The sequence below is a fragment of the Acidisoma cellulosilyticum genome, from assembly GCF_020621385.1.
In the GTDB taxonomy this organism is placed as follows: Bacteria; Pseudomonadota; Alphaproteobacteria; order Acetobacterales; family Acetobacteraceae; genus Acidisoma; species Acidisoma cellulosilyticum.
Window position 1 is genome coordinate 166,905 of the sequence record NZ_JAESVA010000008.1, and the last position, 17,510, is coordinate 184,414.

Below are 17,510 nucleotides of genomic sequence, written 5' to 3' on the forward strand. Positions count from 1 at the left end.
GGCGAATTCTTTACGTGAATAAAGAGTCGTAAAAGGCCCGTTTACGGCCGAGCGCGCAGCGTCCCAGCATGATTGTTCAAATCCGCAAGCCCCGTCCAAGCCTGGACGAGCGAGTCCTGCTAGCCTGGCTGAACGCGTTCGAGAGGGCCGATGCAAACGACCATCTGTGCTGGGCTGGCAGGGGTATTGTCTCTCGCCGCACGACCCTGTCGATGAAGACCAGCGATGCTGCGCCTTGTCGGGCCCGGATTCTGATGGCCGTCATGGCTGACCCTGCCGCCTTGTCTCATCCGGCGCAGGACCTCAGCCTTATCATCGCGCCCTATTATCTCTTTCGGGATTGGGGGGCTGAGGTTGTCGTCGCGTCAATTGCCGATGTGGCGCTGAGCCCGCCGCGCGCCATGAAGACGGATGAGGCGACAGGGCCATTTCTGGAGCGCTATGTGCAGGATCGCGCCGCGCGAGAGCTTTTCTCCGACAGCCTGCGGTTCGACGAGCTTTTCGCGGATGATTTCGCCGCCGCTTTTTGCGTCGGCCTGTCGGGATCTGGCGAAAACGCCGGCCTCATGCCCGTGCTGCAGGCCCTGCTCACCGCGGGAAGACCGGTGGTACTCCTGCATAGCGCGGGGTTCGACAGCTTGGTTGCGCCGACACCCGCTCACCTGTTGACTGGCACCTCCCCGGTATTGGATCCGCTGGCCTTAGCCCTTGCGATACTGGCCTTGCTCGAAGCCGATGGGCCGGGCTAGGGGCGCCAAGTCTTGAGCAGTGCGGACGCCAGCCGCAGGTCCTGGGTTTCGAAACCCTCCGTGAAACGACCATAGACCTCGTCCAGCATCATGCGCGCCCGGACGCCATCTCCGCGTGCCGCCCATAGTTTTGCCAGATCAATGGCCGCCCGCAATTCCCAGGCCAGCGCGCCTTGGGCAGCCGCCATCCCGCGCGCCCTATCGAACAGCGCCTCGGCCCGCGCGAGCGCCGGTTCGCTGTCTCGCTCAAGCAAAGCGGCGCCATACGCGCGGATTGTCTCAGGCGCGCTCCAAGGCGCTTGCCCCTTATCGGCCCGGCTAAAGCCAGCCTCCGTCGATAAGGTCAAGCCGATGGTCGCGATGGTATCGACGTAGAATGCGTTGATGCTACCACCACGAATGCGGCCGAGGAGAACGGACCGGGTTTCCGGGTCGGTCTCGCTCCGAAGGTCGATCGCAGCGCGATAGGCTTGCGCGAAAGCCCGCCAATAGTCTGAAAGAATCGTTTCAGCATGCGTCTCAAGCAAGGTGACATAGCGATCCTGCGCGGCCGTATCGCCCGACCAGAAAGCGATCACGCAGGCCGAATTGCTGAGCACGGAGCAGAGCGGCGCAGCGGTCATGGTCTCAAGCGCCCGCACCACGCCTTCTTCCGCCAGCAAGGCTGCGCGATCCGCGAAGCCGCGCACCCACAGAATTCTCGCGAAATGAGCGCGGATCGCGACCTGATGGTCGTATTCGTAAAGCCCTTTATTCATGCTCCGTCCGACCGGGGTCGCGTCCGACAAAACGCGCTCCGCATTGTCCTGCGCGCCGCGATGGTCGCCGATCGCATGCAGGCCCAGCGACAGCATGCGATTGTAGATGAGACGCAAAGCCGGATCGCCCAGGCGCTCCACGGCCGCGCCGAATTGGCGCGTGAAATCGACAGCCTTCGCGTATTCGCCACGGGCATAGGTTTCGCGTGCCAGCCGGTATAACGCGCGCACCTCGGACTCCGTATCACCCAGCGCCCGCGCCTCGGTCAGGGCGCGCTGCGCGATGACGGCGACTTCCGGCACAGGACCCTTGGTGCTGAACAGGGCAGACGCGTGCAGGACTTCAAGCCGCAAGCGCAGCGTCCGGTCCATCCTGCCGGCCGTGGGATGCATCAGCGCCCGTTCGATCAGCACGCAATAATCGCTGACCAATGACAGTGCAAACCAGATCGGCGCGGACCCGACCACAAGGGCGACCGCCTGCTGTCCATCGCCTTGCGGCGACAAGGCCCAGTCAATCGCGGCCCGCAAATTCTCCAATCGCCAGGCATATTTGTCGAGCCAGGTGGGCGTGTCGAACAGAGGCCAATCCGTCTCGGCCTCCCAGACCACCTCCTGCACCGCTTCGGCGAAGCGTTGGTTTGCGAGACCGGTTTCCGCCACCCGCGCCAGCTTCTCGGACGCATAGGCGCGCGTCGTCTCAAGCAAGCGATAGGTGACGCTACCCGACCGGCTGCCCGTGACGGCCAGGGACTTGGCAACAAGCCCGGCAAGACTGTCGAGCGCGGCCGCGCGATGCACGTCGTTGGAGATCACCACGCGCAGGGCCGCGGCAAGCGAAAACTCTCCCCTGAAGACCGCCAATCTGCGCAGCACGATGCGCTCGACATCCGACAGCAGATCGTAGCTCCAATCCATCGTGGCGCGCAGGGTCTGGTGACGCGGCCGGGCAGAGCGCCGACCGCGCGTCAGGACTTCGAACCGATTGTCGAGAAGGGCCGCCAGTTCTTTCACCGGAAACGACACAACGCGGGCGGCTGCCAGCTCAAGCGCAAGCGGCATGCCGTCCAATTGCCGGCAGATCTGTATGACCGCCGGCAGCTCATCTTTCGTGAAGACGAAGCGATCGTCACTGGCCATGGATCGGCGGATGAAAAGCGCGACCGCCGAATAGGACAGGGCGGCCGCCGCCGATGGGATTTCCGTCCCCGGCACGGCAAGCGACGGCAAGCGATAGATCCATTCGCCCTCGGCCCGCAAGGGTTCGCGACTGGTCGCGAGGATCTGGATAACCTCCGTCCCGGCGATGAGCGCTTCCGCGACCGTGGCAGCCCCATCGATGAGATGCTCGCAATTATCGAAGACAATCAAAAGACGACGGTGTTTGAGAGCGAGCACCAGGGCTGCCAATGACGGCGTCGCCAGCTGAAGGTTGAGGAGGGAGGCCAGCATCGGCGTGATAAGCTCCGGCTCACTCAACCCGGCCAGTTCCAGGATATAGGCTGTACCATCCTCCCCTGTCGCATGGGTCCTGGCCAATGCGCGCGCAACCGTTGTCTTGCCCATCCCGCCGGGGCCGGTGATGGTGACGAAGCGCTGGCGGGCCAGACGCTGCGCGATGTCGTGGATATCCTGGCTGCGGCCTATGATGTCCCCGGCCGCCATGCCAGCGTGATCGGACGCACTGCCCGGTCCCGGCTGCGGCCCTTCATCAACCACGAAGCGATAGCCGAGGCCCGGCACCGTATGCAGGCGCTTAGGATTTGCGGTGTCATCCCCCAGGGCACGGCGGAGGGCTGCCACATGCACGCGCAGATTAGCGTCATCGACCCGAACCCCAGGCCAGACCTGGCTGAAGATATCGCGCTTGCCAACGACCTGCCCCGGGCGCTGCAACAGCATATCCAGCAACGACAGCGCGCGGCTGCCCAGGCGAACCGGCGCGCCATCCTTGGTCAAGGTCCGCTGCTTGCCGTCAAAGATGAAATCGTCGAAGCGATGGATCCGCTGCACCGCGCTTTCGGCGATCACGCGACTAGCCTGTGGAATCCGACAAGCGAAGGCCCGGCCGCTTGTCCTTCACCCGAGAATATCGCTCCTTGGCCTTCATCGACACCCTGACGTCTCACAAAACATCGCAACCTCGGCAATACGCCCCTGGCATGAAAGGATTGCCCTTAGCCATGCAAAAAACGCCTGATTGACGATGATCATATGGCTGGGGGCATGACCGGTCTGGAATAAAACCGGCGTCCTTGGGACAAAACCGCAGCTAAAACTGTCAGACCGCCGTGAGAGCAGCCCACCGCAGCCCAAACCGCGGCAGAGCGCTGACGTCAGACGCGCGGCAGCCAATCCTGATGCGCGATCAACATTGCATCGACCAGTTGCCAGATCTGATCGAGATTGAGCTCCGCCGCCGTATGCGGGTCCAGCATCGCGGCGTGATAGATATGCTCCCGCTTGCCGGTCAGCGCTGCCTCCACGGTCAGCGCCTGGACATTGATATTGGTCTGCATCAGGGCCGCCAATTGCGGCGGCAGGGCACCGACCGCGACCGGCTGCACGCCATTGCCGTCGATCAGACAAGGAACCTCGACACAGCAGCCCTCGGGCAGGTTCGTGATCAGCCCGGTATTCGGAACATTGGCATAGACCAAGGTCGGCACGCCGGTCTGCATCGCGTTGATGATATGCGCGCCGTATTCGATACTTTGCGTCACCTTAAGCGGAATATCGGGATCAGTCAAAACCGTCGACAGATGCTGCCATTCCGCGATCTGGCTTTCGCAGCGCCGCGGATATTCGTCCAAGGGAATATTGTATTTCGCGATCAGATCCGCCTGACCCTGTTTGATGAACCAAGGCACGTATTCCGCGAAATGCTCGCTCGACTCCGTCACGAAATAGCCAAGCCGCGTCAGCATGTCGTATCGCACGCGGTTATGCGCCGGCACACGGCCTTGCGCGATCACCTGATGCAGGCGGGGATAAAGATCCTCGCCCTCCGCCTGCAGTTTCAGATAGAAGGCCATGTGGTTGATGCCGGCGACCAGATAATCGATCCGCTCCACCGGCACGCCGATATCCTGCGCCAGTTCGGCCAGGGTATGCGGCACGCTGTGACAAAGCCCGATCGTGCGGATGGGGCTGGCGCGCGTCAGCGCCCAGCAATTCATCGCCATCGGGTTGGCGTAGTTCAGATGCAGCGCATCCGGGCAAAGCCGCTCCATCGCCCGCACCATGTCAAGCTGCACGGGAATGGTGCGCAGCGCACGCATGATGCCGCCGATACCCAGCGTATCGGCAATGGTCTGGCGCAGGCCGAAGGTCTTGGGCAGATCGAAATCCGTGACCGTGCAGGGACGATAGCCGCCGACCTGGATCATGCTGATGACGTATTGGGCGCCGTCCAGCGCTTCCTCCAGGTCCAGCGTCGCCGTCACACCAGCCGTGGCGCCCAAAGTATCGCAGATGCGATGCGCCACGATCTGGGAGGTGAACAGCCGCTCGGCATCGATATCGTACAGGAAGATGCGGCTGTCCTGCAGCGCAGGCTGCAGCAGAATATCGCCGAGCAGGTTCTTCGCGAAAACCGTGCTGCCCGCACCGATGAAGGTGATCTTGGGGCCAAGCTGCGGCTTCGGCGGGCCGCGCCAGCCGGGCCGCTGAGACTCCACCTGCATGATCGCGCGCGTCTTGTCCCAGATCGCGATGCCGGCGCTTTGCCCCGCCGCGTCGATGACGCGGAAGGTGACGCTGCCGTCCAGAAATTCCGCGACATCGGCCAGGCCGTAGCAATCCAGCACGAAGCCCGCCGGATGCGCGTCATCCTGCGTCACGTCCCGGCGCGGCGCCTGGGGCGCGGCGCTGGCGATGACCTTGTCGCCCCGCAGCGCCTCTATCCGCAGATCGGCCGCCAGTACACCGTCTACCCGCTTGACCGCCCAACCCCCTACCAATGCGGGAAAGCCGAAGTGATCGATCACGGCTTTCATCTGCATCTTGACCGGTGCTGTATCTGGTACCTTGGGCGGAGCAGGCAGGTCATTCATGGGCGCGATCCAGGTTATGGAGGGCAGAGGCCTGACCGAAGACAGGATGACAGTGGCGCTGACCCTGACGCTGACCTTGCGGGATCAGGACCCGGCCCGATCCCGCAATTCGCGGAAATGGCGCAAAGCGGTAACACGATCGCTGATGCTCAAGGTGCGGTAGATCTGAATAAGCTCCGCCTCGTCAATCGTCACCGTTTCCGTCGTGGTCTGCGAGACCATGCGGTTAAGGAAGACTTCCGGCGACACGCCCAGCAATTCGGCGATGCGGGGCAAATAGGCGGTCTCGCCGCCGCGATCCGTCTCCCACCGCGCGACAAGGCTGCGACCGACGCCAAGGGCGGCCGCGAAATCCTTCTGCGTCAGCCCGCTTTGATGCCGCAAGGTGCCGAGCAGCCGCCCGATACTGTCTTCCGCGCCGCGCGGCTTATGCCCGGAAGACCCATGCATGTCAGACCGTGCCGCCATTGCCCAGGAAATGGGGAATGGTGCGAATCATCGCCTTGACTTGTCCCACAGAGATCGACTTGCCGCATTCGAACATGCGGGCGGTGTCCTTATGGCGCGGACACCACAGAAAATCGCTCGGGTCCAGCTGCAGGCGGATATCGTTCGAGCAGCTATTGCAGACATTGTAGTTGATGACGCGATAAGGCGTATAAAATTCATTGATCGGATGGGTGAAGCCGCTGATCAGAACGACAGGGCAATGCGCGGCCCAGGCCAGCCAGGACAGGCCGCTGGACAGACCCACGAAAAAGGCCGCATGGCGCAACCAGCGCACCCGCTCCGTCAAAGGTCTGTTGCCGGTCTGATCCTCGACGCCATGCGGCATATGGTTCCAAACCATGCCCCGGCCATTGGTACGCTCAAGATCGATACAGACAACCCGATAGCCCGCACTCTTCAAAAAAACTACCAGCTCGCGCCAGCCATGCGGGTTATTCCAGTATTTGTTCTGCGTCGTGGCCTGGGTCGCGATCACGACATAGGGTTCCGTGATCGGCGGGCCGCCGCTGTCGCTGACGATCGCGGGTCGCTTCTCCTCGACCGGCAGACCCAGCATATAGGCCGCCGTGCGGCAAAGCCCGGTCTGGCGGTAATCGGTCGGCTGCCAGTCATTATTATGGTCGTTATAGAATATGAACAGCTTGTAGGTCGCATAGAAGCCGTTGGCGTCGACCTCATCCACCGTCACGAAGCGCAGATGCGGATAAGCGTCCTGGAACAAGGCAATGACCGGCCGCTTGACCACGCAGGTCAGCCGGCAGCGATGCTGCGCGGCGAATGCCGCCGCATGGCCGATCCAGGCGATCTGGTCGCCCAGGCCCCCCACTTCCATCCGCGCCAGAACCGGCCGATCCGCCGCATCGTAATTATGCGCGAAGATCAATTCATCGCCGCGCCAGACCTTGATGCCGAAGCGGATGAAGTATTTCTTGGAACTGACGACCATGCCGCCGGCGGTTCCAATTTGATTAAACAACAAGGAATGCGTGTCGAGGTCGTGCAGCTCCACACGCAGGCCTGTCTCCGGCAACAATACCCGGCAGCCTTCGTTGAAATCGAAACGGATGCCATGGGGGCCGATCTGGGTCGGCAGTTCCGGCACCGCCACCTGCGCATTGCCCGCCAGGCGCAAGCTTGTCTGTGTCATCGGCGCTATATGATTCATCTGCTACATCCGACGGCCAGCGGCCCATCTAAAAACGCCAAAGGCCGGCGCCCCTTCCGGGGCACCGACCTTCAGTTAGGCAGAGGAAGGATCAAGCCGTCAAGCGTTCAGCGGCCGTGATCGCATTGTCATCGGCCAGCAGATAGGGACCGGCGGCGCGGATTTCGATTTCCACGAGAACCGGCTTGTCACCGACGGCAATCGGCAGCGCCGCGTTGCCATTGGTCCAGCGGCTGGACGTGCTGTTGCTGTCGAACCAACCCGACAATTCGCCCGCTTCCAGATGCTGGCTGGCCAGGACCCGCTTGCGCAGATCCCAGATCGCGACTTCACCGACCATCACACCCAGCATGCGGCGATCGTCGACGAAGGGCCCGACCACGTCCGAGGGACGCGACGCGCGGGAGAGCAGGCGCAGCCCGGTCGCACCGGCCGGCACCGCGAAGGTATAGCGCCCGGCCTGGCTGCGCAGCGGACGGATTTCCATCCCCTTATCCGTCGCCAGACGCAGCCCCGGCTCCTCGGTCAGTGTCACCGGCGCCGTGACGGCGGCGATACCCTGATCGATGGCGCGGGCTTCCATCTTGCGCCAAACCGCTTCCACGACATGGCGCTGGGTCATCAGCGGCGCGGCCGCATCCGTCGCCCAGCTTTTATGCGTCGCATTGACCGAAAGGTCCGGCTGCAGCGCGGTGGTTTCGGCATTGGCGAAGTTCGGGCGGTTGCCGGTATCGAGGTAGCTTTCCGTCTCCAGCCCTTCCGCGAGCAGAATGGCGTGCTGCTCCAACTCCACATGGTAGTAGGTATAGGCGTTGATCGTGCGGTCGATGATGATGCTGCGGTCATTCACCAGCATGCGCGCCGGGATCAACCCGCCATCGACATGAAGGCAATGTTCCTGCGTCACCAGCAGGTCACGATGCGGCACATTGGTGGCGAAAGCATCCTTGCGGATACGCACCAGGCGGGCGCTTTCGGCATTGCGCAGCTTGGTCAGATCAACCGAGCGATGGCCGACCCAGACGATGGGCTTTTCACCGTTCAGCGTCGTCACCATATCGCCGATGGCGAGGTCTTCCACCGCCGTTTCGCCGTTCGGCGTCGCGATCATGCTGCCTTCGGCGAAGCAGATCTCGAAGTCCAGCACGCCGTTTTCAGTGGTGATGGTCCAGCCGTATTGGGTAATGCCCGCGATATCGACGGTATCGGTGATCGAACCGTCCTTGATCGTCACGGCGCCCGCGGTTTCGGTGACCGTAATGCCGTTGCCCAGCGTTTCGGTGCCGCTGCCGGTGACCAGCACACCGGTATAGCCGATATTGTTGAACAGGATATTGTCGCCGGAAACGATGCTGGTGACGTCGACCGCGGGGGAACCGCTGACGACAAGGGTAGCACCACCCGTGGCATCGCCCAGGGCGAGCGAAGCACCCGTGACCGCGACGGTCGCATAGTCAACCAGCGTGCCGCCGGAATAGACATCGGTAATGCCGCTGAGCAGGCCGCCGGAACTGACGATTCCCGTGCCGCCGAGGGAGATGACGGTGTTCACCGCCTTGCCGCCCGAGCTGATAAGCTCGGTGCCGCCGGCACTGACGGTATTGGACACCGCCGAACCGCCGGAGGTGACAATTTCCTTGCCGCCCGCGGAAATAACCGTGCTGATCGCGCTGCCCGTCCCGGAAATTTCCAGCGTGCCGCCAACTCTGACGATCGCACCGGTGTCGGTCGAGTTATTCCAGACGATCGCGGTGCCGCCCACTTCAACAATCGTGCCGGAACCGGTGGCTTCGGCTTCGATCGTCAATGTGCCGCCGCTGACGGTATCGTTGATCGAGGTGCCGCCGTAGAACGTCCCCGCCAATCCGTCCTCTAGGATGCCATGAAGCCCGATGGTGTCACCACTGGTGACGCCGCCGTGATCGACCAGCATACGGTTGTTGATGATCGTATTGCTCAGCGATGTGGCGCCGCTTATGACCAGCGCCGCGACCGCATTCGGGCCAGCATTGCCGGAGAAAAGATTGTCCGCCGCGGTTGCCCCGGAAGACACGACCAGGCCACCACTGTCAACGGCGGCAAACGCATATTCCGTCAACCCGCCGACCGTGGTGGTCGTAAGGCTCAGCGCAGCGTTTAGGACGATCATGCCGCTTTCGACCTGACCGACCCCGGAAGCGAGTTCGTATCCTCCCGATACGATGCCCGTGCCGCCGCTCATAACCTTAGTGTTATAAGCGACACCGCGCGGATCGCCGAAAGCGTCAGTGACCTCCATCAAGCCGCCGGCGGAGACGGTGGCATTGTAATCGATACCATCATTATAGACGAAGTTGGTGCCGCCCGAATCGACCACCGTGGCCGATGCGCTGCCAAATTCGTGATCGTCATACAAGACACCACCGGCCGAGACCGTGGTGCTGAGGGCATAGCCGCCGGTGGAGCTGATCTCGGACACGATGAGCGTGCCGCCGGAGCTGAGGGTCGCCCCCGTCATTTTGCCGCCGCCGGCGAGGAGGGCAATGCCATGGGCTTCGAGAATCGTGCCGCTGGCGCCTGCGGATACGGCCCCGCCTTCGACAATGATCTCACCACCGCTGACGATATCGTTGAGGGATAGGCCGTCGGAGTAAACGTTGGTTTCACCATCCCATTCCGTCGCGCCGGACCCGATGAAATCGTTGACCGATGAACCGATATTGCCGCTGTTGACGACGTAGATAATGCTTGAAAGGACCGTCGCGCCGCTCAGCACGCCGCCATCCGAAATGATGGCATTGGCGCCCGACTCGATGAGCGTGCCGGAGGCGCGCGCGGCGGTGCCTTCGACATAAAGATGCCCGTCGTCGATAATATCGTCGATCGAGGTACCGCCGGCGAAGGAATTGATCAGGCCGTCATATTCGATGCCGCCGGCCTTGACCGTGACGTCCAAGGAGGTCCCGCCGGCAGCGGTATTTTCCTGCCCGCCGGACAGGATGGCGCTGGTGGTGACGGCGGAGGTGTGAATAACGGCGCCCGCATAGGCAATGGCGGTGCCGCCCGTCAGCACGTCGACATTATACGCGCCGCCATCGCCCGAGCTGATGAGTTCCGTGCCGCCGGAGCTGACGACCGTATTGCTGTTCAGGGCACCCGCCAGCACAAGCAGAGTGCCGCCGAAATCGACAGTCGTGTTCAGGGTCGTGGAACCCGAACTGTTGAGTTCCGTGCCGCCGGAGGAGATGATCGCCCCGCTGGTCGTGCCGCCGGAGACAAGGCGCAGCGACCCGCCGGACAAGACGGTGGTGCCGCTCGCCATGCCAAAAAGGTCAACAATTTCGGTGCCGCCCGCGCTCAGCACATCGCCGAAGGACGAGCCGTTGAGCACGAGATAGCCGCCGGCGCTCATGACGGTATTGCTCACAATACCATTGTCGTTGACGTCGATACGGACGTCTTTCAGCGTGCCGCCGCTCATGCTGCCGCCGGCTTCGACGATAGCGGCAATGGTGGTGATGCCGGTGCCGGTCAGCACGGTATCGATAGCGTCACCGCCGGAATAAACGACAAGCCCGCCGCCCGTACCCGGCGTCAGATCATCGGTCTGCGGACCGGCCGTGTCGCCCAGGTTGCCGCCGATGATGGTGGCGCTGATGGAGGTGCCGCCGCTCGACACATATTCATGGCCGCCGGAACTGGCGACGGTGTCGATGCTGGTGCCATGCGCGAAAACGCGCTCATACCCGCCGGACAGGATCGTGGTGGCGCTGCCGACGCCGCCGGAGGAGATATTCAGGCTGCCGCCGCTATCGACTGTCGTATTGATGACAGCGCCGGTGGAAACCACGGTCAGGGTTTCGGCGCTGACGACGGTCAGCCCCGTGACGGAGGTATTGGTGATACTACTGGTCGTCGCCATAAGGCGTCATCCTTCAACTGAACGTTAAGAAAGGAGAGCTAAGCCATTGCCCCATGCGCGACGGGCAACTTATCCCAGGCAGCCATGACCTGATCAGCCGTGATCAGGCGTGAACACTCATACTGGCGGTCACCGTCCTTGTGGCGCGGGCACCAGAAGTAGTCGTCATGCTTGAAGCGATGCCGCACATCGTTCCAGCAGGAATTGCAGGCGTGCCAGTTGATGACACGACCCGCAGTTTCGAATTCGTTCGTCGGGTGGGTGAAGCCCGAGATCATCACCACCGGGCAATCGGCCAGCCAGGCCAGCCAGGCCAGGCCGGAGGAGACGCCGATGAAACCCGCCGCATGGCGCAGCCAACGCGCACGCTCCGCCAGCGGACGCGCGCCGGTCTGGTCCTCGGCGCCGTGCGGCAAATGGGTCCAGACGATACCCGTGCCATGAACCGCTTCGCGGTCGATACAGACCACCCGATAGCCGCGTTTTTTGAGGCGGCCGATGATATCGGCCCAGCCATGCGGATTGTTCCATTTCTTGGCATGGGTGCTGGCCTGGACCGCGATGCAGATATAGGGCTCGGCGATCGGGCGGCTGTCATCCGGCAATAGCATCAGCGGCTTATGCTCGGCCGGGTCCACACCTAATATATAGGCGGCCGTCTTATGCAGGCCGACATGGCGGAAATCGGTCGGCTGCCACTGACATTCGGTATCGTCGAAAAACAGGCCAAGATAGTAGCTGGCATAAAACCGTGTGGTATCGACCTCATCCCGGGTCGCGAAGGTGATGGTCGGATAGGCATCGCGGAACAGCGGGATGATCAGCGCGCCCATCATGACCGTGAGCTTGCACCCGTGCTTTTCCTGGAACTTGACGGCATAGGGGAACCAGGCGATGGGGTCCCCCAGCGTGCCCACCGGCAGCGCCACCAGCACGTCGCGGTCCCGCAAATCATGGTCGTGCCTGAACTTGACGGTGCCGTCCGCGCTCTCTATCTCGATGCCGAAGCGGACATAGTACCGTTTGGTACTTTGGATCGTGGCGTTGCGGATGGCGTTTTGGTACAGGATATTGCCGCTATCGAGGTCGCGGAAGCGGACGGTATAATTCTGGTCGTCCGGCACCCTGATGCGGCAACCCTCATTGAAATCGAAGCTTATGCCGTTCGGCCCCTGCTGCGTCGGCACCGACGGGACGGGCGGGAAGGATGAGGTTGGGGTCGACTTGGCGGGTTCGGATGCCGCCGGCGCGGTCGGCTTAGGCGCGGCCGGCTGAGGCGCGGCCGGCTGAGGCACTTTAGACGTAACCGGGCCGACAGACGTAACCGGGCCGACCTCGGATAAGGTCTCGTTCTCGGTCGCGACAAGCCCATCAGGGGAAGCGTGTTGATCCATGGCCGGATAACAACACAGCCCTCTCAGCCCATCTATCAGAGTCGTAACGACCTGACCGACAATGTTTGTTCGGCAACCACTAACAAGCGCGAAGGCAGCTTTTCGATATCTTAATTATGTGTTTTTGAGCAGTTAGTATAACAGGAAGCTATTCCGCTCAAACTTATCTCCTGGCCTTTCGGCCGGGGTCGAGTCCGGGCCTGAGACTAGACCTATCGGCCTAATGCCTGGGCTGCCATGCAGTTAAGGCGTGAACCCTGGCCAAGCATGCAGTTTTTCCGGGCATAAACCTCGGCAATTTTGTCAAGCGGGATCAGACAATCCGCCAGGGATGCGTTTCTTTTTGTAACAGAAGGGAACCACTGTCATGCGTTCGGAACATAAAGCAGAACTGGTAATAAAGATGTTGCAGGTGATTGACTTATCACTCACTATCCGTGGTATTAGCCTATCCGGCTAGTATCCTATTCCAGGAAACCAATTCATGCGGACAGTCCTGTATGCGCGTCGCTGATCTGTCTCTACCGCAGCGTCGCTACACCGTCCCGGCCGCCGGCTATCCCGATCTCATCGCCCTTGTCCCGCCGTCGCTACCCGACCGATTGGACATCACCGGCGTTATGAATCTGGTAGAATCCGCGACCTTCTCGCTCGGTACCTATGCGTCGGAGCTGCATGACCCGGCAACCTTTCAAACTCATCTAGATCTTTTGTTCTGCCGCGAGGTTTCCATCAGCGGGCAAGTGAATCTGGCCGATGTGTCGCTGACGGATGTCTTAGTGGAACGTTTCGCACCGCAGGATTCCAGCCAAACGCGCGGCAATCTCAAGCTGCCCATTGCCTTCCGCAATGCGCTGGACCACGCCGTGCGTCTGGCCCGGCAGCAGGGCCGCGATGTCTTCACGCTCGATAATCTGCTGAAGATTCATGCAATCTGCGCACAAGGCCTGGCCGACCTTGCGCCGGCCGGAGAGTTTCGTACCAAACAGACCTGGATCAAGGGCCATCGGATCAAGATGGCGCGCGTGGTGCCGCCGCCGCCGGACTATATCCAGAAATGCATGGGTGAGCTGATCGCGTTTCTGGCGCCCGGCCCCGGCCGCACCGCGTCCATGCCGATTGTGATCAGAATAGCGCTGGTCGCTGCCCAGGTGAAAGCCATCCAGCCTTTCAATATCCTGGGGTCGGATTTGCTGATGCGCATTCTGATCCCGATGATGGCGGCGGCCGAGGGCATGCCGCCTATTCTGGTCAGCAATTTTCTACACAGATACCATCAGGCTTATTTCGATGCGCTGTTCGATCAACAGCTTAGCGGCAATTGGGCGAATTGGCTGGAATTTTTCCTGGACGGCTATCGTGAGTCGATCAAGGAAATGATGGCGATCACCTCAGGATTGCGCCGGCTGAGACAATCCTGGGCGGAACAGACGCAAGACATGCGGTCTGATTCGGCCGCGCACCGGATCATCAATACGCTGTTGAATTGCCCCGTCTTCACCGTGCAGACGGTTCAACGGGATCACAGCATGTCCTTCCAGACCGCGAATAACGCGATCTCAGCCTTGACCGAGCGTGGCATCATACGCCCCCTGCATGACAATCGCCGCAACCGGACCTTTATCGCGCCGGGCGTCGTCGCGGTGCTGGAGGAGGACTTGTCCGCGCACAACGCCGATATCGGCGATCGGCGCGTCTCAGCCTGACGGAAGCGCTTTCCGTCAAAATTAAACAAAGTCTAGAGTCCGTCAGGTTTAGTTGGAACCGCCACTGAATCTGTCGTGCGCGGGCCTGGCCGGCCGCACCCCGACCCGCGCATCTACCCGGCGGAGCAAGCAATCGGCCGGCTGGGCGCCGCGGCGGGTAGGTCCGGGGCGCGTAGTCCGCGCAACAAGTGCGCGGATGACAAATTATCTATTAAAACCTGACAGACTCTAAGGCAGCACGCTGCGCAGGATGGCGTCGATCTGCGCCGCATAGGCCTCGGCGTCGCAATCCTGCTGCAACCGCAGGCTGGCACCGGCCCGGACGGTCTGCCACAGACCGGCATCCTGATAAAGTGCTGCGACCGCCTGCGCGAAGCGCGCTGCGTCGCTGTCCCCGCCATTCATGATCTCAACCCTGTCCGTCCAGCCAAGCTGCCGGCACAGCAGGTCCGTCGCGACCACAGGAAGGCCGTGGGCGGCGGCTTCATGGACCTTGTAGGGAATCCCACCGGCAAAGCGTGTGGGCGCCACAAAGACCCTGTGGCGGTCATAGAGCGGGGCCAGGTCATTGATCGGGCCGATGAGATCGACATTGGGGTGTTCGGCGAAGGCCGACAGATCAAGACCCTCCCGCAGATACCCCGCGATGGTAATGCGCAGGTCAGGCAATAGGCGGTCCGTGAGCAAGGGCAGGATTTCGGCCAGGAACCACGCGACGCTGTCATAATTGGGCGCGTCTTTCTGGTGGATGGCGCCGAGGAACAGCAGATCGCGGCGCTGCGCCCAGGACGAGGCGGTCGGCCGCGGCTGCGCCCTATGGCCGAGGACGGAGACATTGCGGAACCCGGCCTGACGCACCAGCTGAGCGTCCGCCTCATTCACCGCGACGATCGCCTGACAATAATAGGCGCAGGCAAGCTCGCTCTCCAGAGCTCGCTCGAAACGCTCGGCCGGCGCGCGGCCCAGCACGCGATCCTGCGCCGCCGTGCGGCTGGCCGCGACCGCTTCCGTATCCAGCACGAAACCCTGATCGGGCAGGCAATCGGCGACATCGATCAAAGCCGGCAAAAGCTGGTTGAGGTTATGCGTCCGCCCGATCCAAACGATGTCGTAATAACTGGGGCGGTCCTTGATGAACTTGCCGAAATCGGCCAAGGCGCGGTCATGCAGGACTTCGACATTGTCCGGCATGTCGCGGTAGAGGTCGATCAGGCCGTCATGCCGCTTGACCATGGGATAGACGCTCACCGTATGGCCGGCCGCCGCCATGACGGTGACGATATCATTGGACCGGACATAGCCCGAACCGAGCTTGCGCAGCGGCACGCGGTCCTCGACGAAGAGAATGCGCAAAGGCCGGACCGCCGCCTGACCCTGATCGGTCAATGGCGGACGGGCCAGCCGCGCGCGGGCCAGATTGCGCGGCTGCGGCGGGTGCTGATAGCGCAAATAGTCCTGATGCTTGGTCACGAAAATCTTGTGATTGCGCCGCATCATCTGCATAGACCCGGCCGTGCTGCCGGACCCGAATTCCAGATGCTGGATCATGACCGCCGGATCGTACAGGACCCGATAGCCCGCCTTGCGCAGCCGCAGGCAAAGATCCGCATCCTCGTAATAGGCGGGCCGGTAGTCGTCATCGAAACCGCCGAGCTGACGGACGGCATCGGTGCGCATCATCAGAAAGGCGCCGGAGCAGTAATCGACGTCGCGGACGAAATTCGCTTCCGGCAGGTTCGGGTCTTCGTTGCGCAGATAGCCGACGCCATAGCCGTTGCGCCAGACCAGACACCCGGCCTCCTGCAGCAAGCCGTTGGTGCGGATGATTTTTCCGCCCACCGCGCCAATGCCAGGGTCGCTCAGCAGGCGGGCCAAGGCCTGTCGGCAGGCATTGGGCGCCAGCATCAGATCATTGTTCAGAAACAGAACGGCCGGCGCCGTCACATGCGGGATGGCCGCATTGCAGGCCTCGACGAAGCCGGCATTGTAGCGGAAGCGGATCAACTTGGCGCCGATGATCGCGTCCTCGATGCCGCGCGTGTCATCGCGGGAGCCGGAATCGACCAGGATCAGCTCGACCGGGCCCGGGAAATTTCCCCGCAGCGAGGCAAGCGCCGCCATGGTCAGCGTGAACTGGTTATGCAGCACCATGATGACGCTGAAAGCCGGCGGCGCGCCGTCCGGCAAGCTGAAATCGAGCGGATTGCGGGCCAGTTGCGGCATCATCGCGGCTGCCGCGCGCAGGAAAATCTGCTTGGTCTGGTCTTCATCGACGGGCTCGGGCGGCAATGCCGGTGCGGCCAGGCCGCCGCGCGCGACGAAATGCGCGAAGGGATCGCGGAACAGGCCCAGCGCCAGATCCCCTTGCGCCGACGGCGTCTGGGCATAAAGCTTCAGGTCCAGCTCGGGATGCGGGTTGCGCCGCTCGACCGCGCCGTGGCGCACGAAATGCTCGTAAAGGCCCCGGAAGTTGCCCTCCGCGGCGGCGGCCCTCATGTCCGGATAAGTCTCGCCGTAGAAGTTGCCTGAAAACCACTCATGCGGTTGAAAATGCTGGGGCGTCGGATTGCACAGGAAATGCTCCAGCGCGCAGCTATAGTGCCGGGCGGCAATGGCGGCCTCGGCCTGCGGATGGGCTTTCAAATACCAGACCGGATCGAAATACCAGGACAGCATCGCGTGACTGCCGGCCTGGCAGCCGCCTGCCAGAAACTGCGCGAAGGAACCGCCGACCCCGCGATCGGACCGGTCCTGCTCAGGCTTATTGTCCCGGTAAAGCGTGGCGTCGAAAAGCCAATGCCCGCTGCGGTAATCGCGATCGCCGAAGCTGATGTAATGGTCATAGCTATTGGCCAGTTCCAGGCTGGCCAATAGGCTCGGCGTCACATCCGGATTGGCCTTGCGATAGAAATCCCCCGAGAATAGCCAATGGGGGGAGAGTTTGCGATATCCGTGCTGGCGGTAATGGTCGAAGCCGGAGCGGAAGGTGCCGCGTCGCCCATGCGTCGCGACGTCCCGGTAGGTCCGCAGATAATAGACCTCGTCAAAATACATGTTCGGCGAGTGACCAAGCCGCGCGCCGTAATTGTGATAAAACACCTCGGGGTCGGTCAACCCGATCTCGCGCATCTGGGCCAGCGCATCGGGATAGCGCGTTTTATACCAGGCGGCATTGAAAACGGCCCAGGCCGGCAAGCGGTCCGCTTCCATTTTGCGCGCCTTCGGGTCCTGAAAATCCAGTTTGAGAAGGACCGTCATGATATCGCCTTCGC

The 17,510-nt window shown here is 62.1% G+C and carries 9 protein-coding genes; 2 read left to right on the forward strand and 7 right to left on the reverse strand.

The window, feature by feature from the left end:
• Nucleotides 1–263: 263 nt before the first annotated feature.
• Nucleotides 264–749 (forward strand): type 1 glutamine amidotransferase family protein, encoded by a 486-nt coding sequence (locus tag ACELLULO517_RS20770; RefSeq protein WP_227309332.1) that lies wholly within the window; start codon nucleotides 264–266, stop codon nucleotides 747–749.
• Here ACELLULO517_RS20770 and ACELLULO517_RS20775 read toward each other — a convergent pair.
• The 6 genes from ACELLULO517_RS20775 to ACELLULO517_RS20800 form a co-directional block, all read right to left on the reverse strand.
• Nucleotides 746–3,538 (reverse strand): ATP-binding protein, encoded by a 2,793-nt coding sequence (locus tag ACELLULO517_RS20775; RefSeq protein WP_227309333.1) that lies wholly within the window; start codon nucleotides 3,536–3,538, stop codon nucleotides 746–748. The genes ACELLULO517_RS20770 and ACELLULO517_RS20775 overlap by 4 nt on opposite strands.
• Before the next feature lie 305 nt (nucleotides 3,539–3,843).
• Nucleotides 3,844–5,562, reverse strand: coding sequence for an alpha-glucosidase/alpha-galactosidase (melA, locus tag ACELLULO517_RS20780; RefSeq protein WP_319796444.1), 1,719 nt, complete (start codon nucleotides 5,560–5,562; stop codon nucleotides 3,844–3,846).
• A gap of 84 nt (nucleotides 5,563–5,646) precedes the next feature.
• Nucleotides 5,647–6,012, reverse strand: a complete 366-nt coding sequence (locus ACELLULO517_RS20785) for a helix-turn-helix domain-containing protein (protein ID WP_227309334.1) — start codon at nucleotides 6,010–6,012, stop codon at nucleotides 5,647–5,649.
• Nucleotide 6,013: 1 nt separating this feature from the next.
• Nucleotides 6,014–7,237 carry an autotransporter strand-loop-strand O-heptosyltransferase gene (locus tag ACELLULO517_RS20790; protein ID WP_227309335.1) on the reverse strand — a complete coding sequence of 408 codons (1,224 nt, stop codon included), beginning with the start codon at nucleotides 7,235–7,237 and terminating at the stop codon, nucleotides 6,014–6,016.
• A 91-nt stretch (nucleotides 7,238–7,328) separates the two neighbouring features.
• A complete protein-coding gene (locus tag ACELLULO517_RS20795) occupies nucleotides 7,329–11,138 on the reverse strand; it encodes a Hint domain-containing protein (RefSeq protein WP_227309336.1) in 3,810 nt (1,269 codons plus the stop codon).
• Between the two features lie 38 nt (nucleotides 11,139–11,176).
• Nucleotides 11,177–12,532, reverse strand: a complete 1,356-nt coding sequence (locus tag ACELLULO517_RS20800) for an autotransporter strand-loop-strand O-heptosyltransferase (RefSeq protein WP_227309337.1) — start codon at nucleotides 12,530–12,532, stop codon at nucleotides 11,177–11,179.
• Between the two features lie 500 nt (nucleotides 12,533–13,032).
• Here ACELLULO517_RS20800 and ACELLULO517_RS20805 point away from each other — a divergent pair, with 500 nt between their 5' ends.
• Nucleotides 13,033–14,238 (forward strand): Fic family protein, encoded by a 1,206-nt coding sequence (locus ACELLULO517_RS20805; RefSeq protein WP_227309338.1) that lies wholly within the window; start codon nucleotides 13,033–13,035, stop codon nucleotides 14,236–14,238.
• A gap of 228 nt (nucleotides 14,239–14,466) precedes the next feature.
• On the opposite strand, the gene ACELLULO517_RS20810 is transcribed toward ACELLULO517_RS20805, so the two are convergent.
• Nucleotides 14,467–17,496 carry a glycosyltransferase gene (locus ACELLULO517_RS20810; protein WP_227309339.1) on the reverse strand — a complete coding sequence of 1,010 codons (3,030 nt, stop codon included), beginning with the start codon at nucleotides 17,494–17,496 and terminating at the stop codon, nucleotides 14,467–14,469.
• Nucleotides 17,497–17,510 lie beyond the last annotated feature (14 nt).

Bases quoted from the DNA above. Each gene is read 5' to 3' on its own strand.
- ACELLULO517_RS20770 (WP_227309332.1), top strand. From the start codon at position 264: ATGGCTGACCCTGCCGCCTTGTCTCATCCGGCGCAGGACCTCAGCCTT.
- melA (WP_319796444.1), bottom strand. From the start codon at position 5,562: ATGAATGACCTGCCTGCTCCGCCCAAGGTACCAGATACAGCACCGGTC.
- ACELLULO517_RS20785 (WP_227309334.1), bottom strand. From the start codon at position 6,012: ATGCATGGGTCTTCCGGGCATAAGCCGCGCGGCGCGGAAGACAGTATC.
- ACELLULO517_RS20790 (WP_227309335.1), bottom strand. From the start codon at position 7,237: ATGAATCATATAGCGCCGATGACACAGACAAGCTTGCGCCTGGCGGGC.
- ACELLULO517_RS20795 (WP_227309336.1), bottom strand. From the start codon at position 11,138: ATGGCGACGACCAGTAGTATCACCAATACCTCCGTCACGGGGCTGACC.
- ACELLULO517_RS20800 (WP_227309337.1), bottom strand. From the start codon at position 12,532: ATGGATCAACACGCTTCCCCTGATGGGCTTGTCGCGACCGAGAACGAG.
- ACELLULO517_RS20805 (WP_227309338.1), top strand. From the start codon at position 13,033: ATGCGCGTCGCTGATCTGTCTCTACCGCAGCGTCGCTACACCGTCCCG.
- ACELLULO517_RS20810 (WP_227309339.1), bottom strand. From the start codon at position 17,496: ATGACGGTCCTTCTCAAACTGGATTTTCAGGACCCGAAGGCGCGCAAA.